Below are 24,515 nucleotides of genomic sequence, written 5' to 3' on the forward strand. Positions count from 1 at the left end.
CCGGCAGAGCTCCTGCAGATATTTGCTTATTACTTATGATTTACGCCGTTTTTTTCGGTACTTTCCTTCCTTTTGCCAGATATAAAATCCACTAGCTGCCACTGCAACTGCCAGTGCTCCCATTCCCGGCCAGAAGAAACCTGTACCGCTGGTATTAGGCATATGGAACACTTTGTTATTCTCCACCGTAAGCGTAAGCTCCAGATAATAATATTTTCCCTTAACCCGCCGCCATGGTTCTGAATTTACTGTTCTGATAGCAGTTTCATAAGGAATCTCAATGCCTTCAACAGGCTCTGAGAGAACATTATAGCCGTCTTTTGCAGCAAGCTCGGTAATCTGGTATTCCCGGCCATTAGCCCCAAGGTACAGACCGTCAAAAACTGCCTCACCGTTTGCATCGGTGGTAACCGTTCCAGGAACCTCCTGTCCATTTACTAAAACCCCTGTTACAAGGTCAGCATTACTGCACACCGTATCATCCAGCACCTGATACTCAGTCCCTTCCGGACTTCCTTTTTCTCTCCATTTCAGCTGGAAGGTCACGCCTGATAACGCTTTCCCCTTCTCATCTGTTTTCTGAATGGTGATTTTCCCCTGAAGTCTGTTGGTTACTGTCAGCTCTGGTATTTGATCCGGTTTTGTTTCCGGGGTTGTAATGGAAAACTGCCCCTTGCCGGATGATGTCATCGTTAAAAGATTGTCCTGATTCTCTCCGGTGATTTCATAATTTTTCAGAGCATCCGGTGAGGTTTCCTCTCCTTTTACACCGCTTTCTGTAACTAGATATTGTCCCTCTCTGACCAGGTTGTAAATCACTGCATACTGGCCGTCTTTTAAGGTAAAGGATGCCGCGCCTCCGCTGCTCATATCCAGAGTTCCCTCTCCTGTGCCATCCTGTATTGCTGTACCGCCGGCATCATATTTCACGTAATAAGCCTTGACCCTGGAACGCTGGTCTTTGGGCTTAATGGTAAAGATAAATTCTTCATCCAGACCGCCAGTTTCAGCCGATTTTGCTATTTTAAGCTTCGTCCTGTCATTGGTAATTGTATAAGGACTATCCTTGGTTCCATCAGCAGTTCCAAACAGGAACACATAAGGATCATTTTCTGTTCCTGTTCCGCTTTCAACCTCTTCCGGATAGGTATTGTCTGTGACCTCAACGACTCTGTACTGTGTTTTATTATCTTTTAATTTAGAGCCCGGCATTACTTCCGGCGCCTTCCACAGAGCCTTCCAGGCCTCATACTCATAATAGGGTTTTGTGGTATCCGTATCCTGCTCGCCGTTTAACACCACTTTTGCTTTCGGGCTAAAGTCCGTCCAGGTGCCCTGAGCACTGCCATCATCTTTTAAATATTGAAGCATCAGTGTTACATCCGGATAGGAAGCAGAAACCTGTATCTCATCCGTTTTCCATTCTTTCTCAGCATAAACCTCTGTTTCTTTCATGGTGTTGGTAACTGCTGTGGCATAATCAGAATCACTGTTTACAACTTTTCCTGTCTCGGTCTTAATAGCCTCGGCTCCGTCTGTCACCACTGACCCATAGGCAGTATTAAAAGTATCATTATCCTGCAGGATATCTTGTTCTTTTACACCATTAGAAGTATCCGCTCCTGCCTGTAATTCCCGGGCCCGGTACTCATATTCCACTTTCCTTGCCGTGTTATCAGCCCCAATTACAAAGTCATATTGCGGAAGAGCCTCTACAATCACCCGGCCGCTGTCGGTACTGTTTCCCAGCTGTAATGTCCGTACCAGATCTGTGGCCTTGCCTTCTTTATCATAAGATTTTACAATTTCCCAGGCATTATCATCTGTGCTTCCTTTTTCACGTCTCTGAACCACAAATTTCACTACAGAATTTCCGTTTTCCTGCGGTCTTGTGTTAAAAGCATTATGGCTGTCATTTTTCCAGATCTTCCAGATTTCCAGTTTCACCGTGGGCAGTACATTTCTTACCCAGCTGCCGGTAACAGTTACCTGATCAAAAAGCCCAATCGCCCCTTCCAGGGTATACTCCGGGGTATCCTTTGCCATATCCACACCATATTTCTGTGTATAAATCAGCGTATCCTGGCCGCCAGAATTTTTATAATACTCTGCCTGAGTTTCTACCACACGGTATTTGATTTTAACAATACTATCCTGGGTTATTCCAAGATCAGCAGCTTCCTGCTCTGCTTTCACCGCCGTTAATAAATTACTGAAAGCTGCATTTCCCCAGTTACTTGCGTTTGGCAGAATAAAGTTAGGACCAATTGTTTTCTGGATAGGATCTGGAATTAAATCCTTATCCGAAGTTATCTTTTCTAACAGCTTATCTGCCGCAAACCAGTTTGACTTCTGATCTTTATCAAGGGTTCCATCCGCCACCACTCCGTCCACTCTGGCCTGGAGCTGGAAGGTAACTTTCATCTTGTATCCCAGATAATCAGATTTCAAACCATCCGTTGAATCTTTCGGAACCCATTTTTTGTATCCGATGCTGCTTGTAAGCAGAGAGTTTTTCAGATCAGGCATCTGAATTGTACTATCGGTGACAGTACCGGATTGCACCACTTCCTGCTTTTCATACCTGTAGTAGCTTGACCAGGGTTCACTCAGAATTTCCTTCACAGTATATTTCCAGGGATTTCCGTTGGGAGAATATTGTTCCAGTTCCGTGTCATCCTTGCCTGTTATGGTATATGTCCAGTTATTTTTATTGTCAGGATCCTGCTCCCATACTACTTCGTACTCATCCTCAGCCAGTTTTTGCTTAGGAATCGCATTGCCGGACCCCTGGGCAGCTGCCTCACGGGACACCTCAAGGGTAATAGCATTCTTATCAATATCCGGACGCAGTCCTGCATCGTCATCCCGGTCGTTCCATACCTTTTTGCCCTCTAGTTTTACTGTATCTGCTTTTCTTGTGTTCTTATAGGTAATATCCGGTGTTTCTGTATCATCTTTTGACGCTTCTAAAAGCAGATCTTCATTTGGATTTTCCAGATCAGCAGGAGGGGTATAAGACGCTGTTACCTGATCCTCACTCAGATCACCTCTTCCTGCAAATACTTCATATCCGCCCTTTAGCTTATCCATATTTTCATTAATTGCGTACTGATATTTCGTCCCATTTGGAGCGTAAATCAAAAGATTCGGGAAGGTTGCCCAAGCAGTGCCGTCTCCATCCTCCAGCATGGCAGCAGTAATTGTCTGAGTGACGCTGTAGGAAGTATCCCGGCAAAGCTTTCCGGCATTATCCTTATAATATCTTGTAAGAGTAAAGGATACTTCAGGATATTTTTCTCCTTTGGCAAAGTCTCTGCCAAGCTCCACAATCTTCTTTACTGTAAGATTTCCTTTTTCACTGTTGTATCCGTTGGTGATGGTGGACCCTGAAATTTCCGAATTATAAATCTCTTCAGCTGTAACAGTGCTTCCATCCTCTTTTGTTAATTTTATCTCTTCTTTGATGTAGTAGCTGTAAAGCCGGCCGTTTTCATCATACTGCTGAAGGCGTTTTGCATCTTTCTCATCTCCGCCACAGGTAACCTCAAGCTTTCCATCTGTAATCTTATTTTTGTTTTCCCCTTCATATTCAAGAGCAAAACGATAGGAACCGCTGCTATCTTTTTCCCAGTTCTGAATGGTTACCCAGGCAACTTTCTCATCCGTCCCTGAACCACTTAGATCTTTCCTGTATAAAGAAAAGGTAACTTCCGGCAGCTGGGCATCCGGGAATCCACTTGGGATCAGTCTCCAGAGCTTCACACCGTTAAAAATAACATCCTCCTGTATCTTGTTTACAAAGGTTCCGTTTTCTTTCAGCAGCCATGTACTATTAGTGTTATCCAGCGGAATAACATAATCCTCGTCCTTATAAGAGTCCTTTGGACCTTCTGTCTCGGAGCCAACCTCCACATACGTGGTACCGTCTGCGGGATACAGATAGGCAGGCATTAAATAGTCAAAGGTTTCTCTGGAAATATTTACGTTTTCCTTGGCATAGTAATCAATCTCATAGCCCCACCGATCATACTTGGGCAGGCCTTTCAGCGTAATATCCCATACCTCATCATCACCGGCATTTTCATTACGGCTCCATTCATAATCTTTATAATATGATTTTAACACCACCTCAGTCCTGTCATCTTTATTGTCATGAAGCCTCTGATAAAGATCCAGGGAAAGATCCGGCCGTTCTCCCAGCTGATTCCGGTAATCATCCTGCCAGTGCTTGTGGAAGGTAACATCCTTGGTGCCGCTGATACTGTTGTGAAGCTGGAAGGTCTGTGTATCATGGGTATGCTGTTCACCGGTTACATAAGGGGTGGATTCCATAGTCGCATTATAGATAATCTTTGGATTCTTTTTCTTAAAATCTGCAAAGGTTTCCACCGTATCGTCCTCATAAATAACTACCTCTTCCACTGTATAATGGACCGCCTGCCCGTACTGGGTATATTTCGGGAGATTATAAAAATAATAGTTTGTACTCTCCTTAGCGGTATCGGTATCAATCTTCTGAATCGCAGAGGCTTTCTCTAATGTTTCGGTCTGATCATCCGAATCCTCTCCATCCTGCTGTTCTGCCGGTTTCATAATCTGGTATGCCCCGTCACCGATATCTACCGTATTATCTTTATAATTTATCGCGTCTTCATTATCTGTACAGACCAGACGTACTCCAAGGGAAGCGCCTTGTTCTTCAAGCAGATTTAAAAATTCTTCTCTTGTATCGCCCTCTCCGTCACGCCAGTCCTTAGTAACCGTAAGATCAATAATTCCAAGCCGCTGATTGGTTACGGTATAGAATTTATTATTCTCCAGCTGCCGGATCGAATATCTCTGAAGGTATAAATGCTGGTCTGTGTCAAACTCCTTATGAAACTCCGTTAATGTTCCAAAACCAGATTCTTTAAAATCAGATTCTTCTAAATTTCCATCTTCCGAACCAATCGCAGCGCCATTCCCATTTTCTTGTGTTTCATTCTCTGCATTTATTTCCTTTAATTCCTGATAAATAGTTTCCAGCTCTTCATCTGTATATGAGATCTTAACCGTACGATCCGGATCCTGTATATTCTGCACTTCGGTTTCCACCACAACCAGATCTTCCTCTTTTACATTCTGAGGAATTCCTACTTCCTTCCACCAGAAATCCTATTCGGTAATCTTTACATGGTCAGCGCCAGCTACAGGGATAAACTGCTTCTCTCCCTTTCTCTCATAAACGGTAAAATATACATCTCCCCGGTGCTGCACATCACTGTCATCCATCCACATTTTTTTCACATAGATTGAGCTGCCTCCTACAGGCGCATTGATAATGGTAGTCATATACGTATCATCTTTAAACTCTGTGGAATATCTGGCAACGTATCCGCTGACTCCTGCAGTTTCCAGGACTACATAAGAAAACTCATGACCGCCGCTGCCGTACTTTGGAAGTCCCTCAACGGATAAATGCCATGGCTGATCCTCATAATAGGTAACGGTATAGAGGCCTCCTTCGCCTTCATCCAGCTTTACCTCAAAGGTTTTCGGTTCATCCGTCTTTCCGTCCAGCTTTATAACGGGTCCAGTCTCTACAACATTGGTCAGATGATCCTGGCGGTACAGCTGCAGGGATATCTCGGCATTTTCGGGCGGGTCCACCGGATTTTCGTCTTTATCCTGCCATTTCTTTGTCACCTCATAGTCGATGGTATCTGACATCCTGTTTTTTACAGGTGTCGTATATGTTTTCTCTTCCTCATTAAAAATTGTCTCTCCATATTCAGGAGTATAGGACACCTCTGTACCGGCCTGGGTCAATGTTATCTTTCCGGTATCCGGATCCAGTAAATTCGTCGTACTGTCCTTTCCCTGATATACTGCTGTTTCTACCCACCGGTATTCCAGTTCATAACCGTCATAATCGTATTTATCAGAAGAAACTTCTCCCGTTTGGGACAGCTGCTCCGCCGAAAAGTCTTTCAGGGTTACAGTCACCGGTTTTCCGTTTTTCATAACCGTTCCCCAGCTGCCCTTTGGCTCCTCACTTACCCGGGACTGCAGAGTCATTACCACGCGGACGTCCTGAAACTCATCCTGGAAAGACGCAGCCTCCCAGCTCTTTTCTACTTTTGTTTTCACTTTATCACTGAGCTGATTAACAATGGTTCCGCCGTTATAAATGCTGGTATCTGCAGCCGGCCGCGTGGTCTGTCCATCGGGAAGTATATCCTTTAAGGATAAGGTTCCGTCTTCATTTTTTACCACTTCACCATAAAGCTTATTGTAAGAGGCGGCTCCTGATGTGGATTTTACAACCTCTCTTGCAAAATAAATATATTCATATCCTTCCGGATCATATTTGGGAAGTTTTTCATCCCCAAGCAGCGCATTTCCCTTTTCCAATCCGGGAAGTTCCCTGCCATCCTCATTCTTACCTTCCTGAAAATCAATGGTAAACTCATCCGCATTCCATTTGCTGCTGTCCATGGTGAGAATCACGATTTCTCCATTTTTATTCTGCACCGGAGAGGCATGCTGATAATCTTCTCCGTCTTTTTTCGTATAACGCCACAGCTGGAACTCAAGATCCGGACGTTTCTCTTGGGCATCCTCTTCCACGCCGGTATCTCCCCAGCTTTTATGACCGGTATATTCGGCGGTACCACTGAGGGTCAGGATAACCTGTCCTCCGTTATAAACCTTATCTGTCACCGTTCCCACGTTGGCTACTTTATCATTTTCATAGCTGATTTTCAGAGAGTCTTCCTTTTCAAGACCGTCAATCCCTGTGATAATATCTTTTTGTTCTACAGCTTCTGTTCTTCCCACATAATATTGATTCACCGTTCCGTCTGCCCGGTAAATTGGAATATCTTTAATGGTCAGTGTATATATGGTTTCTTCATTTGGTCCTGTCCCGGCCACTGCAAACTCCACCTGAACCGAATCCAGCAGTTCCTTTAAAGTCAGGGATTCCCACTCTGAGTCATCTCCACGGTTATACTTCCAGTAATAGGAAAACGTATTTAAAATCTCCTCTTCCAGACCTTCTATTTCTGCTTTATCATCCCCGCTTCTCTGCACAATCTGAACCGTAAAATCTTGAGTTTTTACATAATACCAGCCCTTGGGAACATCCTCATCCTCTGAATCCATTTCATTCATATAATAATATTGATCCGGCGCCTTTTGCGGGGGCATCAGCTCCCACTGAAAAGTTACATCGTTTTCCGTTTCCGGGTCTTCAGGATTTAAAAACATACTTCCTTTTTCCGGAAGAATACCAGGATTCACTGACAATCTATAGTGTCCGGTACCTCCTGCATCGCTTACTTCTATTAACTCTTCTGGTTTTACGCCAAGCCGTTCTGCCAGCACCTTTACAGAAATCTCTTCCTGAAACGTAGTTCCGCCATCAGCTGTTACAGTTGCTTTTATTTTCGCATTTTCGATATAAAACTCTTGAAACTTGTCCTTACCGGGTCTGTTCTGGGGGTTATTGTTATCCACCCAGTACACTTCCTGAGTCAGGGCATCCTTCTTTGTATCGTTCTCATCAAAAGTAATTTCTTTTCCGCCTACCGTAATGGAAGGTTTTTCCTCTTCCTCGGACTTTGTCTCTGTCTTCTCTGTTTTCTTTAAAGAAGCTTTGGCTGCTGCTTCCTTTTTCTCTTCCTTATTATTATCTGCTTTATCCTTATCTTCCCTGTTTTCTTTTGCCGGGAGAATCAGAGAAAGCTTTTTTTCTGTTCCGTCACTGGATGTTGCCAGAACCCAGTCTGCCGCTTTTTCCTGCTCATCCAAAGCTTTGCTTTCCACACGCACAGACAGATTCATGCGCATAAAAACAGAAGAAATATCTTCCAGCTCAGATATTCCCTTTTTTAATGTAACTTCCACTTTCTGATTCTTTACTGTATATTCTGCTGCTGAAATATCCTTGCACTGGGCTTTTTTATCTCCAAAACCACTGATGCTGCCGATCTCAACCGGGACAGGATTCTTTGTATCTTCTATATAAAATAACTCTTCTGGAATCCGGAAGGAAAATGTATCCCCTTCCAGCACTGCCTCACTCTCCGGCAGCTGCTCAAAATACGCATCTACCTTCATCTGATACCAGAGATCTTCCCCGGAGGGTTCAAAATCTGCCAGAGTATAATTAAGCTCTCTTAACTGGCTGAAATCCTTCGCCTCACGGATTTCCTCCTCTTTGGTCTCCTGCTTATCCTCCGGCGTATTTTCCTGTGTATCCTTAGTTTCTTCCTCCGAAAGTTCTGTTTCCTTCGTTATATCCTTTATCTCTTCAGACTGAACATCCAAAGGGTTCTCCGCCTGTACATAAAGATTTACGCCGGCCATAGTCACAATTATGGCAAATACCAGAAATACAGATATGACTCGCTTCCACCTGATATAGAAATGCTTTCCTTTTTTGTCTGACTTTCTATCCTTCATAATTGCCTCCCTCTTTCTCAATTACAAATTTTTATTATATAGAAACTTTCTGTCAGCTGCAGTGCAGTCCCACAAAGTGTTTTTATACTATAGAATGCTGTTCCCTATGCTGTAAAACTTCAGTATTCTTTAAACTTTTATGATAATCTCAATCCTTAAAAACATCATTCCAAGTAATTTTCTGTTTTCAGTATAGCAAATCCCTAAATTTTTTACAATTAATCCGGGCATATTTTATATCATAAATCCCTAATTTTTTTACTTTTATTTTACTTCCATTTTATTAGCCAAAAACAAAATCCAAAATTTTTACTATTATTTTATTGAGTTAATTGTATTTTTTTTGTTTCTTAATTTATGTACTTGACAATTCTATTTTTTTATAACAAAAAAGAATGTGCAAAGCACATTCTCCGCCTAGGGCAGGCTGCGCAAGCAACATGATTCCACTCTGCCGCAGTGCGATCAAAAGCGGAGCGTTTTTTTGCTCTATAGGAATCGGCACTTTTAGCTTTATCACAACATGGTATTTCCTATAGAGTAAAAAAGAATACTGCCGTGGCAGGATTCTCCGCCTGGGGCGGGCTGCGCAAGCAACATGACTCCATTCCGCCGCAGTGCGATCCACAGCGGAGCGTTTTTTTTTGCTCTATAGGAATCGGTACTTTTCAGCTTTATCACAACATAGTATTTCCTATAGAGTAAAAAAAAGAAGACGTTCATCCAATCTGGAATTATCGTCTTCTTAATTTAATAAAAACTGTATTCTCTTTTACATTATTTATTTGCTCTTTTTCTCCCCGGGGGCAGACCTATTTATATATCATTGCCTTCCGCCGGATGACTTTGCATTTTAATCTGTTTATTCAGTTTCTTTATCTCCGGAATCATAAAGAGCGCCACAATTCCGGCAGAAGCGGCATCTGCAATTGGTGCAGAGTAAAGAATCCCATTCAGTCCCATAAAAATCGGCAGAATAATAATCAGCGGAATTAACAAAAGCAGCTGTCTTAACATAGAAAGCAGAGATGCCTTCATTGGCTGGCCGGTGGCCTGAAAATAAGTGGTAGATACAATCTGAAAGCCCGCACAGAAGATACAGAACAGATAAATCTTCAGGCAGTTCACGGCAAATTGTGTAAATTCATTACTTTCATTTCCAAAAATACTAATAATCTGCTCCGGCATTGTCTGACAGACAATCCATCCTGCAAAGATTAACAAACTTGCAAATACTACAGCCAGAAGATAGGTTTTTCGGATCCGCTCGTATTTTTGAGCTCCCCGGTTAAATCCAAGAATGGGCTGGGTCCCAATGCCTACTCCAATTCCGAATGCTCCCATAATCATGGCAATTTTCATAACAATTCCCATGGCGCTTAAAGCCACATCCCCGCCGATGGCACTCTCATTGCCGTAATGAACCAGCGAATTATTCATCACCACCTGCATAATACAGGCTACAGACTGGGTAATTCCGGAGGAAATACCCAGCACTAAAAATTTCCGGATTCTGTTTCCATTTAACTTCATATATTGTTTGTGAAGCCTCATGTGAATGGGCTTTTTGCTTTTACGTACAAAATAAGCAGTAAGCACAACTGCCGATATAATCTGAGATGTAATTGTGGCTACCGCCGCTCCCTTCACGCCCCAGTGAAAGACAAAAATATAAATGGGATCCAAAACTGTATTTAAGGCAGCTCCAATCAGCATTCCATACATGGACATTCTTGGATGCCCATCCGTTCTTGCGAGATTTGATAATACAATGCCGATGAGGTTAAAAGGAGTCCCCAAAAGTATAATAGCTGTATAGTCTTTTGCATAAGGCATTACATTTTCTGTGGCTCCAAACAGCGTCAAAATCGGCTCTAAAAAAATCAAACCAGCTATCATCAGCACAATTCCAATAATAATGGTAAACAAAAATGCATTGTTTAGCGTCCGCTCAGCTTCCTCCTCCTTCTTTTCCCCAAGGCGGATTGCAGCATATGCGCTGCTTCCGGCGCCAATCAGCGTACCAAAAGCAAGTAAAATTGTCATAATCGGAAATGCAACAGTTGTAGCGGCATTTCCAAGATACCCTACCCCCTGTCCGATAAAAATCTGATCTACGATATTATAAATAGAGTTAATCAAACAGGATACAATAGCCGGCACAGAAAATGTAACCAGCAGCTTTCCAACCGGTTTATAACCCAGCGGATTTTTTTCCTTTATTTCCTGCGTCTGCCCAGCAGACGTCTGTGTTACTGCTTCTGACATATCATCTCTCCCCTTTCTTTTTCTTCTGCTGTTTCTTTTAAAGTCAGACATGACATTTTAGCCATGCGTTCCATCTGATTGGTAAACTGGCAGATCTCTTCTTCTGTAAAATCTGACAGCAGATTCTGTTTCCATCTGCTTTTAATCGTATAGATTTCTTTAATAACCGGTTCTGCCGCCTCTGTGATGTATAAATGCTTCACTCTTTTATCTTTCTCGTCAGTAACAGCATTTACATATCCCAGTTCCAGAAGTTTTTGAACGGATTTTGTTACAGTTCCTTTGTCAAATTTACCAAGCCGGGCCAGATCATACATGGTAATCCCCGCCTTCTCATAAATAGAAGTCAGGAAAAAATGCTGTCCGCTTCCGATCTGATACTTCTTCAGGCACAAATCCAGATATTTTCCAAAATTTCTCCAGATAATAGACATATACTGCAGAAAACTAATTTTTATTTCACTCATAGCTTCCTTCCTTTAAATAGTTGAGTATTCAACTTCTTTTATACAGAACTTATCTTACCTCCAAAAAGTTGAGTTGTCAACTATTTTTTCTCTTGAAATTTTTCCAAAAAACAAAAAAAAAGATGTCCTGACAGGGACGCGCTCCAGGCATACAGATCAGTTTCTCATACCTCATGGAACGCTTCCTTTAGAACATCTTTTTTCTAATTAATTTTCAATTGCAATGTAGTCATCGGGAATTTTTACATTCAGTGTCTGACACATTTCCGAATTATATTTTTTCGTAAACTTCGGGGCATTCTGGATAGGCATTGTTGAAATATCCTCTTTTCCTTCTAAAATATCCGCCGCCATCTGCCCGGTCTCATACCCCAGATCATATGCATCCAGACACAAGGTCGCCACGCCGCAGCCTCTGCAGATTGTTTCGCTGCCGGTAAATACAGGTACTTTTGTATCCAGACAAATATTTTTTATAATACCGGTATTCGCTCCTACCGTATTATCGGTAGGTGTATAAATAACATCCGATTCTTTGGCAGCTTTTGTTACTACCGCCGCTAAATCGTTGCTGTCTGAAAAGGTATATTCCTGACACTGATATCCCATTCCTTCTAAATACTTTGAGATTTCCTCTACCTGGGATTTGGCATTGATTTCTGCTGAGCAATAAAGGACTCCGATCTTTTTTTCATCCGGAAATAATTCTTTTATCATATCAGCCTGCTGGTCTAAGGGTGAAACATCTGACGTACCGGAGATATTCCCTCCCACCGTACCATCAAACTCTTTCAAATCCAGGGCCAAAGCGTAATCTGTTACACAGGTGCCAAGAATGGGAATGGTATCTGTTCCTGCCGCTGCCGCCTGCAGAGCCGGTGTTCCGTTGGCCATAATCAGGTCCACATCGTTGGATACAAAACTATTAACAATTACCGAACAGGTATTAGAATCACTCTGGGCATTCTGCACCTGAATGGACACCTTATCTCCCATTCTGTCTTTCACCGCATCCCGAAACCCTTCTGTGGCGGCATCTAAATCTTCGTGCTGTACAAGCTGACAGACCCCGATGGTAAATTCAGCGTCATCTTCCGTCTGCTGTTCTGATAATTTTCGCCCTGTCTGATCTGCTTGTTTTTTTGTTCCAGTATTTTCTGAATTTGTGCAGGCTGATAATCCCATTACCAGTCCTGTCATCAGCAGTAAAGCAATCATTTTTTTCATCATAGATTTCTCCTCTCAGACGACTTTCCCGGAAAATAAAGAATGTGCAAAGCACATTCTCCGCCTGCGGCGGGTCGCTTTTGCGACATGACTCCACTCCGCCGCAGTACGATCCACAGCGGAGCGTTTTTTTGCTCTATAGGAATCGGTACTTTTCAGCTTTATCACAACACAATATTTCCTATAGAGAAATAAAAACGTTCCCGGAAAAGGAACGTTTTTAAATGCATACTCCCCGAAGAGAATATCATATTTACAGCGGATTCTGCACATCTGCCAAAGCCAAAGTACAGTATCTGCTCACAGCCGTATTGTCGTCTTCTTTTCCTGTCAGTTACCATCCCAGCCACTTTCAGCTTGCTGATGGTCCTTATAAGTCAAGTTGTTTTTTAAATTGAATATTCCCTGTCAGCATTTGCTTTCAGATTATATTCTTTTATTATATAGAAATCTATTCCTAAAAATCAAGTACAATATTTTAAGATTCTTCTGAAACTCTTTTACGGTTTCATATTCCGGCAAATTGACTGCCGTCAGGCAAGAAAAGGAAGCACTGTTAAAATAATAGCCACAACAAATGATGTAATTGTTGTATTTAAAACAGTCGTAATAAACACATATTTATATGATTTGTTCATTGGAACATCCGTTACACTTGTTGCAACGGCAAATCCCGGATTTGTGGGCAGGGTATCAAGGGTCTGGCTGGAAAATACTGCCACCCGGTGCAGAGCATTCATATTAATTCCCATTTGAGCAAAGGACTCTGACAAATACGGAAGTGTTGCATTTAATCCCGCCGGGCCGGAGCCGGACGCTCCGGTTAAAAGAGCAATGCAGATAATCACTTTAAATAATCCCGGTATCTGCATATGTACCAGTCCTTCCGTAATGGAAGGAAATACCGGTGATGCTGCGACCACGGCTCCAAGAGCTCCAAGGGCTCCTACCTGCAAAAGCAGTTCCGCCGCCTGCTTAGGAACCGGATTTAAAAGCTCCTTTAATCCGCCTCCTCCTTTATTTTTATACGAGATTTATCCGATATTTGTACTATCTTATATTTCTTCTGCCATAATTCCTTTCCATTTTCATTCCTTCATCTATCATCCATGGCAGTATCTCCTTTTGAATCACCAGGGGATATGCTACATAGCTTCCCCCCGGCGCTAAAAGATCATAGGTCCGCCGCACTTCCCTGCGTACCTCCTCCTCTGTTACGCCTTTTTTATCCAGGATTCCCTGATTATCAAAGCCTCCGCAGAAGGTAATGCGATGCTGATACTTATCTTTCAGTTCTCTTAATGGATTGGTAATCTGCAGCGGATCAATGGCATCCACTCCCATCTCCACAAGCTGATCAAAAATAGGGGCTATATATCCGCAGGAATGATGTTCATAGAGCATCCCCGCTTCATGAGCAGCATCAATCACTTTTTGCAGGTTATCCTTAAAAAACTCTTCCCACATATCTACAGACATCAGCATCTGCTCATTGGCTCCATAATCATCATGGGCATTTAAAATGTCCGGCTTCCAGTACTTCCCGATAATTTTAATACACTCAATTTTGTAATTGCAGATGGCATCCAGCAGTTCTTTGTAGGCTTCCGGTTCTTCATACATGGCTATTAACGCATCTTCAAATCCCATTAACTCATGGCTTCGTTCAAATATTCCGTTAATCAGCATGACCATTGTCAATTTGTTCTCACGATCCCAGTTTTTGGTATCCTTTCCGGCCTCTTTTTCCCAGTCAATCTGTGAAAGATCCGGAAAAGCCACCTGCTCCCGCCATTTTGTAACATCTGTAATTACTTTTTTATCCGGAGTATCAATCACCATGCTTGCACGCTGCTGTGGAACATATTCCCAGTAAGTTCCAAACCAGTCGTATCCGGTTCCCTCACTTCCATCCGGGTTCACAGGACGTTCTTTCATGGCCGGAATTAATGTAAAATCAAAATCCGTCAAAAGATTTAATACTTTTCCGATATCTTCATGATCCCTGTAAACCCGCAGTAATTCCTCGTGTCGACTCACTTCATATCTCCTTTCTGATTTGTTAAATTTATTATAAAAGCAATATATATGCATGTAAAATATAAAAAAGCCGGAAATCTATATCATTTTTGATATAATCTTTCCGACTATCATAGTATGATTCGCTTTTATAGAATAATTCTTAAGCTGTCACCCCATCCGTTTTTGAATCTCTGTAATCAGAACGCTGACTGCCACATTCTGCGTTTCCGATTTCCATCCAAGCATAACTGTGTGTCTGGTTTCCATTGGAATAAACAACAGCTTTTCATCAAACACATATCTGGTCCATTCATCACAAATCAAAACCCCCTGACCCAATTCCACACTGTTAATGGCTGATTCCAGACTATTCACATATTTTATCTGCGGAATAAAGCCGTAAGGTTCACAAAATGTCCGGATCTGCGTTCCAAGAGCCATGGTCCCGTCCTCATCCATAACAAAAAACTGTTCTTTTTTGAAATCTCTTGGAACAGGTGTCCCATTTTTACACCATTGATCTTTCCTGCATAAAATCCCTCTCACAATTTCCGTTACTCTTTCTTTGCGGATCCCCCGTCTCTGATTTAAAATCCCCTCAATTCCGAAAACAAGATCTATTTCATCTCTGTCAAGCTTCTCCAAAAGCTCTCTGCGATTGCAGGCTTCCATACGTATATCCATATTCGGATACTCTTTCTTAAAATCCCAGACCAGTTCATACAACAGCTCTGAGACCTTCCAGCCTTCCATGTATCCGATCCTGATATTTCCAAGACGATTGGAATGAAGATTTCTGGCGTGAAAAGAAACCTCCCGGTATGCCAGCTGTGTTCTTCGAAAAAAATCATAATATTCTTTTCCCGCCTCCGTTAAGCACACCTGCTTTCCAGTACGTTCAAACAGCTGCACCCCCAGCTCCGCTTCCAGTTTTAAAACGCTGCGGCTTAAATTGGGCTGGGATACATAGCCCTTTTCCGCTGCTTTACTGAAATTTTTTTCTTCCGCTACCAGCAGAAAATTTTTAATCTGTGACTCGTTCATCCTGTTCTCCTGACAGCAGCCTTCTATCTGCTTTTACACCTTTCTGACAGCTCAATTGCCAGAACAGCCATTATATAAGGGAGCAGACCATGGCTCGTTTCTAGTTCCAGCGTATATATCCGCATGTCTGCTCCTTTAACTGAGACACCCGCCAGCTTTTTCTGATTCTCATCAAATATGGTATACCCTCCCGGAAATGCCGCCTGCTTTCTCTTTTCAATGGTCCATATGACATTATCTGAAGCAAACTGAAGCTTCCAGAAAGGAAACTCCTTTCGGACTGTTCCTAACAAAACCTCTCCTGCCCAAAGCAGAAATGTCTGATCTTCCTTTCTTCCCTCTTTGATGGATAAATCTTCTTTCACTGATCCCAAAAATATATTCTGACTGTCATATATTTCCAAACATTCTTTTATTACAGACTGCTCTCTGGCCACATAAAGCAATAGTCCTGTATCGTCATAAACGTCACAGGTAACAAAGCCGGAAATAAGTCTCGACGTTAGAAACAATTTCATGTTTTATCCTCACTCTTACTTACGTATAGCTCTAAACCTTTTAAAGTCCTGCCACCGGACCAAAATATTCAGATACTGCAAAAATTCTACTTTTTTCAAACAAAAAAATTATATCGAAAAAAAAGATAACTATCAATGGGATTTTTTATGTAATCTCAAAGACGTTCAATAACTTTTTATTTTATTTCCCTAAAAAAGAAAAAGGGACCGCTGTCATACAGGTGATCTCTCATCTGCTTTGCAGCAGTCCTTCTTCTGTTCATTACCCTGCCCCCGTATATAGAACATATTTAGATAGGATGGGACTTATTTTCTCAGAGACTTTTCCGAAAGCTATATCATGGATGCTGAGGTTCTTACTATCTGCGGCTGCAGAAAAGAGATGACGGTGAAGTTTAAATTAGAAATGTAGATCTACATTTATTTTAACACGATACCTCTTGTTTGTCATCTATTAATTCATATTTTTAGTTATTAGTTTTATTTTTCTCTGATAGATCAGATAGTAAACAGCACCCAATACTGCCACAACTAATTCCGTAATGGGGCAGGCCAGCCATACCCCGGTCATCCCACAGGCTTTTTCCAGTACAACAGCCACTGGAATAATTAAAACAATTCCTCGAAGAACAGATAAAATATGCGCAGGCACCGCCCTCTCTACAGAAGTGAAAAACGTTGCAAGAACAATATTGTATCCCATAAACAAAGAAGCTGTAAAATACAGTTTTAATCCCTTAACCGCAATTTCCTGCAACCCCAAAAGATGCTCACTGTTAAAAGCAGATACAATAGGCTGGGCAAAGATTACGAATAAACTATATACCAGACAGGATATCACAGCCATAGTAATCATGGCATATCTTCGCACAGCAAACAGCTGGGCGTTTTTTTGTTTTCCATGAAAACTGCTGATCAGAGGCTGAATCCCCTGGGCAATTCCTGTATATACAGCAGCCAGCACTAAAGACAGATTGGCAATGACACCGTAAGCTGCCACCCCGGTATTTCCTTCCAGCTTTAAAATCATCGTGTTCAGTGTAATCATAACAATACCCGATGACAGCTGAGCCACAAGGGAGGGAAATCCCAGAGCCGCCGTCTGCCCTACAATAACGCCGCTGATTTTTGTTTTCTTAAAATGAAAGGTATTTTTCTTTCGAATCCAGTGGGGAAGCATCATAACCATACTGATCACCGGCGAAAGACCCGTAGCAAAAACAGCGCCGAAAATCCCCATTTCCATAGGAAATATAAAAATATAATCCAGAACAATATTGGCAAAACTTCCGGTGAGCATAGCAGCCATGGACAGCTGAGGACTTTCATCGTTTCTTACAAAGCAAAGAAAAACATCGTTGAAAATAAAAGCCGGCGCAAAAATTAACAGCCATCTTAGATACGTCTCTGTCATCTGTAATGTATCTGCATCTGCTCCAAGAAGACCGGCCAGATCACCAGCCAGAAAAAGGCCTGCCAGAAAAAATACTGCTGAAGCTGCAGCGGCAAAATAAATGCTGTTTGTATAAATCCGGTGAACCTCTTCCTTTTTTCTCTGGCTTTTGCAGATTGAAAACCTTGTAGCTGCTCCCATTCCAACCATCAGACCGGTCCCGTGAATAAAATTGTAGACAGGAATAGCAAGATTTAATGCTGTCAGCCCATCAGCCCCCAATCCCTTAGAAACAAAAAAAGTATCTGCCAGAATGTAGCAGGATACTCCCAGTGTTCCAAACACACTGAATATGGTATAGCGGATAAATTCCGAAAAACAAGATTTCTGATTCATATTTCTCACTTCCTGTATGTATTTTATAAAAGAAAACTGGCCGCAGAAGCCATCCTTTATGAAAAAAAGCGCCAGATATTCCTATCTTCAAAGGCCTAACGATAGAAACACTGACGCAAAAACTGATTACCCGGCGGCAACAGCTGTCATTGATATTTTTTAAACTTTAGCATACGAATTCTAAAAAGTCAATCTGTTCAAGTCTTGCCCTCGCAAGACTTGGTGCGCGATTTGGGTCAGCTTTGCTGACAATATTCTATTCCGAATTGCTGCACATCCTCGCGGAGCGCATATCAGATGAGGGATTGACACACGCCACTGATACTTACTTGTTACTCACCGCCTATAGAGGCGGGAGTTATCCCTCATCTGATATAATCCAGTACTCCACGGATATCTCTTACTACTGCATCTGCTCCGGCATCTTTAAATTTCCTCTTAGCTGCAGCCAGCCGTTCTTCTTTTTCTGCTTCTGTCAAAGCTTCAAACTCATCCTGATGAAGTCCCATAACTGAGCTTCCTTCCAGTATTCCAATGGTAAACATTCCAGCATTTTTTCCTTCCAGAATGTCAGATACCGTATCCCCTGCCTTGATGGCCTTTGCTGCTGAGGATACCTGCAGTGCTTCCAGATTTTTAAAAATCATGTAAGGATAAGGACGTCCCATTCCATTTACAGCATCCGGGCTGAACCAGCAGTCAGGTGCATAGCCAAGCTCTTCTGCCTTTGGTACCACAACATTCATCATAACATCGGTATACCCGGTTGTAGAACCAATTTTAATTCCCATTTCTCTGATTTTGTTTACGGTTTCTATTACATAGGGTTTTGGAGCCGCAAACTGATCCAGAATTTTTAATAAAGCCGGCTCGAACCGCGCATAAAGAGCATCTGCATCGGAATCCTGAGGCGCCTTCCCGTACTTTTTTGTCCAGCATTCCTTAATTCTTGGCATTTCAAGCATTGTCCGGATGTGATCCCATTTTAACATACCCATTGGCTCTCTGACTTCTTCCATGGAAGGTTCCATACCTGCCTCTGTAAATACTTCCATAAATGCCTGTACCGGTGCAAAACAGCCGTAATCTACAGTTGTTCCTGCCCAGTCAAAAATGACTGCTTCTATCTTTTTGCTCATTGTTCATTCTCCTGTCTGATTTTTTATAATATTACACTACATAGAATTTTTCTTACCTGTTCTGTACACAGCTCACTATTCTGCTTTCCTGCTTTCGAAAAATTCTTTAAATATCTCACACAATTTTTCAATGTCTTCTTTATAAATCTCACCGATATTTCCAATCCGGAACGTATCTGCATCCGTAACTTTTCCCGGATAAATAGCATAGCCTCTGCTTTTTACATATTCATACATCTCCGGAAAGGAAAAACTGCTTTGTTCCGGATAAAAGAAGGTTGTAATAATGGGACCCTGGTATTCTCCACCGATATAAGAGCGGATACCCATTTCCTTCATTTTCTGAATCAGAAGATGGTTATTATCATAATACCGTTTTGACCTGGCAGGGATTCCCCCCTCTTCTTCTAATTCTTCCAGAGCTTTTGCAAAAGCCAGCACCGTATGCGTTGGAGATGTAAAACGCCACTTTCCGTCTTTTTCCATAGTCTTCCACTGATCATAAAGATCTAATGACAGGCTTCTTGCCTTCCCTTCACTCTCCATTAATTTCTTGCGATTACAGATAATAAAGGAAAATCCCGGTACTCCCTGGATACATTTGTTGGCACTGCTGATAAGAAAATCAATACCCAGGCCTCCCACTTCAATATCTACCCCGGCAAAGCTGGACATGGCATCTACAATCATTGTTTTTCCCGCCGCTTTTACTTCCTTTGTAATAGAAGCAATGTCATTTAAAATTCCGGATGTGGTCTCACTGTGAACCATTGCCACATGGGTAATGGCCGGATCTTCTGCAAGAATCTCAGCTGTTTTTTCTGCTGAAGGAACCTGATCATATACTTCCTGGTATACAGTATAATTAATTTTTGCGTGCTGGCAAATACTGATCATACGTTCCCCGTATGCCCCGTTAACAATAATCAGCAGTTTATCATTTTGGCCAATTACACTGGTTAAAACAGACTCTACCCCAAAGCTTCCGCTTCCCTGCATTAAGACTGCAGTGTATTCTTCCTCTGATACATGAGCAAGTTTTAATAATTCTTTTCGAATTTTCTGTGTAATCTGCTTATAATCATCATCCCAGGTACAATGATCTACCAGCATTTCTTTTTTTACACTGTGGGATGTGGTCAGCGGACCAGGTGTCAGTAATTTGTAATGAATCATGTTTTTTACCTCTTTTTCTCTATGAATCTAAAAATTTATTGTTTACAATTTTCGGACAACTGCTGATGCTTTTTCAGCAGTTCTGCGGTCAGGGGTTCCTGAAATGTTTTCGGATAGGCTGACTGGAAAATTTTATCCACAGTTTCACCCTGATATAATGGATTCGGATATATTTCTTTCAGTTTTTCTCTTCCCTTTTTAACAATACATTCCGCCATCTCCATAGCTTTTTTGCTTCTTTCGTCTCCTTTATCTACAACCGCCACGGATTCCGTCAGGGAAAAATTTCCTTCTATTGGATCTATATAGTCAACGGGCAGTCCGTCTTTTTTATCCGCCACCGCCTGGTGCCTTAATCCAAAGCCAATGGCGACTTCACCGGAACGCACTTTTTTTAGAGGGCCTGAGCCGGAATCTTCCATATGCGGTCCGGCATTCTTATAAATCCCGGCGAGTACTTCCTTCGCCCCATCCTCCCCGTATTCACTGACCAGGGCCTGAATCATCAGCCAGGCAGTAGAGGAACTCTTTATATCTGTCACAGATATTTCTCCTGCATAAACCGGATCTGCCAGATCTTTTAAGGATTCCGGAACGGGAAGATTTTTTTCTTCCATTACTTTTGTGTTAAAAATGATGACGCCTTCCTGTGAAGTAACAGGCCGGTAAAAATCCGGCGCCTCACTTAACGTTTCGGCTTCAAAGGTAAGATCTGCAAACATCTGATTCTGCTGCTGGGCGCTCTCCAGGTAAAAGGAACTCATTGTTACCAGGTCGGCCTCAATATTTTTTCCTTCCGCTAAGAGCTTTCCTCCAAGCTCTGAGGTTCCAAAGGTCTGGAAAATATACTGATCCTGATACCCGTTCTGGTCTAGTGTCTCTTTCATCGCTTCCACAGCCTCATCGTCTGCATTGGAATAAATAACTACTTTCTGGCTGCTTTGTGAGCCTCCCGGAAAAACTGCAAAGCCTATGACTGCTGCTGCCAGAATACAGACTGCTGCGATTCCGGCTGCCTTTGTCCTCTTCTTTTTTTCTTTTCCGGTGCTTGTTCCTGCTTTTCTTCCCCGTTCTGCCAGCATCCGGAACAAAAGCTTTGCCACAATATTTGTCACTAAGATACAGAGAGACAAAACAAAGATCTCATTAAATTCTGCAAAATGCTGCAGCTCTTTTATTTTTGCCGTAATCACCATGGTTCTGGCCCCTGAAATAAAGATCACGGCACTGACGGTTACCATGGCATTTACAAAATAGTAGCTGAACACTTCAATCAGTGTTGGCAGCGCATTAGGTGTAACAACCCGCAAGATCGTTTTCATCCAGTTATCACCCATAAGCATGGCTGTTGTCTCCCAGGAACTGTTCATTTTCTCCAGAGAGTTTTTCATCATAAGATACGGTGTGGAAAAATAATGCACAATATTACAGATAATAATCAGCGCAAAGGTATTTTGCAGCGGGCTGCCGGAAAACATCAGCATAAAAGCAATACCAATCACCATGCCCGGAATGGTATTGGTAACAAGGGCAATGCTTTCTATCATCTGTTTATATTTCTTTGGCATTCTGCTTCTGGCTGTAATTAATGCTGCACCGTACGCTGCCGCAGAACCGATCATTGCTGTAAGGGCCGCCACAATCACCGAATTTCTAAATACCCCGAACAAGGTACTGTCCCCAAAGACATTTTTTACATGTTTCAGGGTAAAGGTCATTTCATATGGCCATTCACTGACAAACGGTACCAGAAAGATCACAGAGAATACAATCAGGATGACAAAAATAATGCAAACCGAGGAAACCCCGCAGATTCCGTCTCTGATATGATTTTTCTGATTTTCCACAGGAGTGATTTTGCTGTAGCGGACATTGTATTTTTCCAGTATATGCAATAAAGCAATGCTGACAATGGAGGGCACAAGCATCACCAGAGCCACAACCGCCCCGTTATTAAAATTGGGAAGACTTCCAAGCATTTCGTCATATAAAACGGAAGCCACCACATCATACTGTCCGCCCACAGAGGCTGGAATGCCAAAGTCTGTAAAGGCCAGAAAGAAGCACTGGATAAAGGATGCCGCCAGCGTCCCTGTCAGCGGGCGCAAAATCGTAATTGCAAATGTCTGCAGACCTTTATCTCCCATTACCCGGGATACCACCATAAATTTTTTATCAATGTAACCCATGGTATTGTGAATCAGCAGAAACGATACCGGAAGCGTATAGATCACATACCCCAGCAGCAGGCCGCCAAAACCATAAATATCAAATATTTGTGTTCCCAGTATTCTGGTTATAAGCCCCTGTCTGCCAAAGGAATAAATAATGGCAAAACCATATGTAATGGTAGGCAGCAGCATGGGGAGCACTGCCAATACTTGAATCATTTTCTTGAAAAATCCGGGAATATTCGTATAGTGAAGGGTATAGGCAAGAAGAAAGGCAAGAAACGTGGTAATTGCCGCACTGCTTCCTGCCACTTTAAAACTGTTTCCCACCGCATTCCAAAATCCGCTCCCGGAAAACACCTGTGCATAATGCACCAGAATATTTCCGGTATCACTTTGAAAGGATTTCAGTAAAAGAGTTACTATCGGAACCGCCAAAAACCATATAAATAAAACGAGAACCGCTGTAAAAATCACTTTAACTTCCAAGTTCTTTTTCTGTTTCATATTCCCCACCACTTATGCCGTCTGACAGTGAAACAGTGAGAAAATATTGTTTCTCTTAATTTCCAGCTGATTTAGTATAAACTCACGGATAAAAGAATTATCGGGCCGGCTGATAATCTCTTCAGGTTTTGCATATTGTGAAATTTTTCCCTGATTGATAATCAGTACCCGGTCAGATAAGGTTAACGCCTCTTCCGGATCATGGGTTACGATAATGGTTGTCAGATGAAATTCTTTGGCAATGGTTTTGATCCGGTCTTTGATGGATTCCTTGATGACACCGTCTAAAGCGCTTAAAGGCTCATCCAGCAGCAGAATTTTGGGTTTCATCACCATAGTTCTTGCAATTGCAACTCTTTGTTTCTGCCCGCCGGAAAGCTGGGCAATCCCTTTGTCTAGATGTTCCCGAAGCCCCAGCAGATCAATAAGTTCATCCACTTCTTCTTTTGTAGAAATTCCGGGCTTATTTTTTAATCCGTAAATAATATTCTGATAAGCGTTGAGGTTTGGGAATAAGGCATAATCCTGAAATACAATATTAAATCCCCGCTGTTCCATAGGTACATCTGTCAGATCTTCTCCGTGATAAATAAGCCTGCCGCTGTCAATATCCGTAATACCAAGAATGAGATTTAACAGTGTCGTCTTGCCGCTTCCGGAAGGACCCAGAATTGAAACAATCTCTCCGTCCTCCACATCCAGACTGATATCATCTAAAATCACGTTTCCGTTATAAGACTTTTTAATATTTTTTAATTCCAGCATTTAAAAGCTCCTTCCCTGTCTCTTACCGATGCTTCCATTGCACATCAGCTTTTTACGTTCTATATCTGCTTAACATATTATGAATTATAAAAAATACAAAAGAACGCTTCTATCATGCTTCTATAAAATTTTTGTGAATCTTTCGTAAAGCTTGCGGCACAAATGTTAAATCCCAAAGTATCATAAAAAAGAATCCTGCCACAGCAGGATTCTCCGTCTGCGGCGGGTCGCTTTTGCGACATGACTCCACTCCGCCGCAGTGCCATCCACAGCAAAAAAGTGATGCAAAAACAAATGAGTTTCCATCTGTATTGCATCACTTTTTCATCTTAATTATATCTAACCTTTGTTATTACCTTTGCTTGTCAAGCTCCACCTGTCTGGTGCAGATCTGATTTAGCAGCTGTCTGTTATGACTCACTGCAATCAACCCAATCTGCCTTTCCTTTACTTCCTTTAAAAGGAAACCCCAGATCTGGCTCTGAGTGATTAAGTCAAGCATTGTTGTAATTTCGTCTGCCAGCAAAAATTTGGTTCCCTCTCCCAGGGCCCTGGCAATGCAGAACCTCTGCAGTTCTCCTCCGGAAAGCTCTGACGGGAAACGATTCAGCCAGTCTTTTTCTATTCCAAGAGCCTTTATCATACGTTCCTCTATCTGATCCCCTTCTTCCAGTACATCCCGCATTCGAAATCTTGGATTCACCGAAAGCTCCGGGTGCTGCCAGATCATCTGAACAGGACAATAGCTCCCATAAGAAGACAGCGTTTTGCCGTCCAGCAGAATTTCCCCCTGCTCCGGCTTTAAATAACCGGAAAGTAATTTGCACAATGTAGTTTTTCCGTATCCGCTGGGAGCCGTTAGCCCTACACGTTCTGAACTGTCTGCTGTAAAGCAGAAGTTATCCAGTATCATTCTTCCCTTTTTGGAATACTGATAAGAAATATTTTTAATTTCAAGTTTCATACGTTTC

Annotated in this window: 15 protein-coding genes; all 15 read right to left on the reverse strand. The window is 42.2% G+C overall.

Going from position 1 to position 24,515, the window contains the following annotated elements; genetic code table 11:
* Positions 1–33 precede the first annotated feature (33 nt).
* The 15 genes from OCV88_RS03635 to OCV88_RS03705 all read right to left on the reverse strand — a co-directional run bounded on the left by OCV88_RS03635 (position 34) and on the right by OCV88_RS03705 (position 24,508).
* Entirely contained in the window at positions 34–5,100 is a 5,067-nt protein-coding gene (locus OCV88_RS03635) for a SpaA isopeptide-forming pilin-related protein (protein ID WP_158424230.1), read from the reverse strand.
* Positions 5,101–5,157: 57 nt separating this feature from the next.
* A complete protein-coding gene (locus tag OCV88_RS03640) occupies positions 5,158–8,451 on the reverse strand; it encodes a Cna B-type domain-containing protein (protein WP_158424231.1) in 3,294 nt (1,097 codons plus the stop codon).
* A gap of 816 nt (positions 8,452–9,267) precedes the next feature.
* Complete coding sequence (locus OCV88_RS03645; protein ID WP_158424232.1) at positions 9,268–10,719, reverse strand: MATE family efflux transporter; 1,452 nt, start codon at positions 10,717–10,719, stop codon at positions 9,268–9,270.
* On the reverse strand, positions 10,704–11,186 hold the full coding sequence (locus OCV88_RS03650; RefSeq protein ID WP_158424233.1) for a MarR family winged helix-turn-helix transcriptional regulator: 483 nt from the start codon (positions 11,184–11,186) through the stop codon (positions 10,704–10,706). The genes OCV88_RS03645 and OCV88_RS03650 overlap by 16 nt, the downstream gene beginning before the upstream one ends.
* A gap of 207 nt (positions 11,187–11,393) precedes the next feature.
* The gene (locus tag OCV88_RS03655) at positions 11,394–12,416 is read right to left on the reverse strand and encodes an ABC transporter substrate-binding protein (protein ID WP_262590658.1); all 1,023 of its coding nucleotides are present in this window, start codon (positions 12,414–12,416) and stop codon (positions 11,394–11,396) included.
* Between the two features lie 530 nt (positions 12,417–12,946).
* Positions 12,947–13,447 carry a GntT/GntP/DsdX family permease gene (locus OCV88_RS03660; RefSeq protein ID WP_158424234.1) on the reverse strand — a complete coding sequence of 167 codons (501 nt, stop codon included), beginning with the start codon at positions 13,445–13,447 and terminating at the stop codon, positions 12,947–12,949.
* Positions 13,448–13,463: 16 nt separating this feature from the next.
* Entirely contained in the window at positions 13,464–14,453 is a 990-nt protein-coding gene (locus OCV88_RS03665) for a uroporphyrinogen decarboxylase family protein (protein ID WP_262590660.1), read from the reverse strand.
* A gap of 150 nt (positions 14,454–14,603) precedes the next feature.
* On the reverse strand, positions 14,604–15,479 hold the full coding sequence (locus OCV88_RS03670) for a LysR family transcriptional regulator (protein WP_158424236.1): 876 nt from the start codon (positions 15,477–15,479) through the stop codon (positions 14,604–14,606).
* 23 nt (positions 15,480–15,502) lie between these two features.
* On the reverse strand, positions 15,503–15,997 hold the full coding sequence (locus tag OCV88_RS03675; RefSeq protein ID WP_158424237.1) for an LURP-one-related/scramblase family protein: 495 nt from the start codon (positions 15,995–15,997) through the stop codon (positions 15,503–15,505).
* Positions 15,998–16,451: 454 nt separating this feature from the next.
* Positions 16,452–17,786, reverse strand: coding sequence for an MATE family efflux transporter (locus OCV88_RS03680; RefSeq protein ID WP_158424238.1), 1,335 nt, complete (start codon positions 17,784–17,786; stop codon positions 16,452–16,454).
* 365 nt (positions 17,787–18,151) lie between these two features.
* Complete coding sequence (gene phnX / locus OCV88_RS03685; RefSeq protein ID WP_262590662.1) at positions 18,152–18,925, reverse strand: phosphonoacetaldehyde hydrolase; 774 nt, start codon at positions 18,923–18,925, stop codon at positions 18,152–18,154.
* A gap of 75 nt (positions 18,926–19,000) precedes the next feature.
* Positions 19,001–20,101 (reverse strand): 2-aminoethylphosphonate--pyruvate transaminase, encoded by a 1,101-nt coding sequence (locus OCV88_RS03690; RefSeq protein WP_262590664.1) that lies wholly within the window; start codon positions 20,099–20,101, stop codon positions 19,001–19,003.
* Between the two features lie 35 nt (positions 20,102–20,136).
* Positions 20,137–22,779 (reverse strand): extracellular solute-binding protein, encoded by a 2,643-nt coding sequence (locus OCV88_RS03695; RefSeq protein WP_158424239.1) that lies wholly within the window; start codon positions 22,777–22,779, stop codon positions 20,137–20,139.
* A 12-nt stretch (positions 22,780–22,791) separates the two neighbouring features.
* Entirely contained in the window at positions 22,792–23,544 is a 753-nt protein-coding gene (locus OCV88_RS03700; RefSeq protein WP_158424240.1) for an ABC transporter ATP-binding protein, read from the reverse strand.
* A gap of 352 nt (positions 23,545–23,896) precedes the next feature.
* A complete protein-coding gene (locus OCV88_RS03705) occupies positions 23,897–24,508 on the reverse strand; it encodes an ABC transporter ATP-binding protein (RefSeq protein ID WP_158424241.1) in 612 nt (203 codons plus the stop codon).
* Between the last annotated feature and the right edge of the window lie 7 nt (positions 24,509–24,515).

Origin of the sequence: Brotonthovivens ammoniilytica (genome assembly GCF_025566885.1) — a bacterium.
GTDB classification, from domain to species: Bacteria; Bacillota; Clostridia; order Lachnospirales; family Lachnospiraceae; genus Brotonthovivens; species Brotonthovivens ammoniilytica.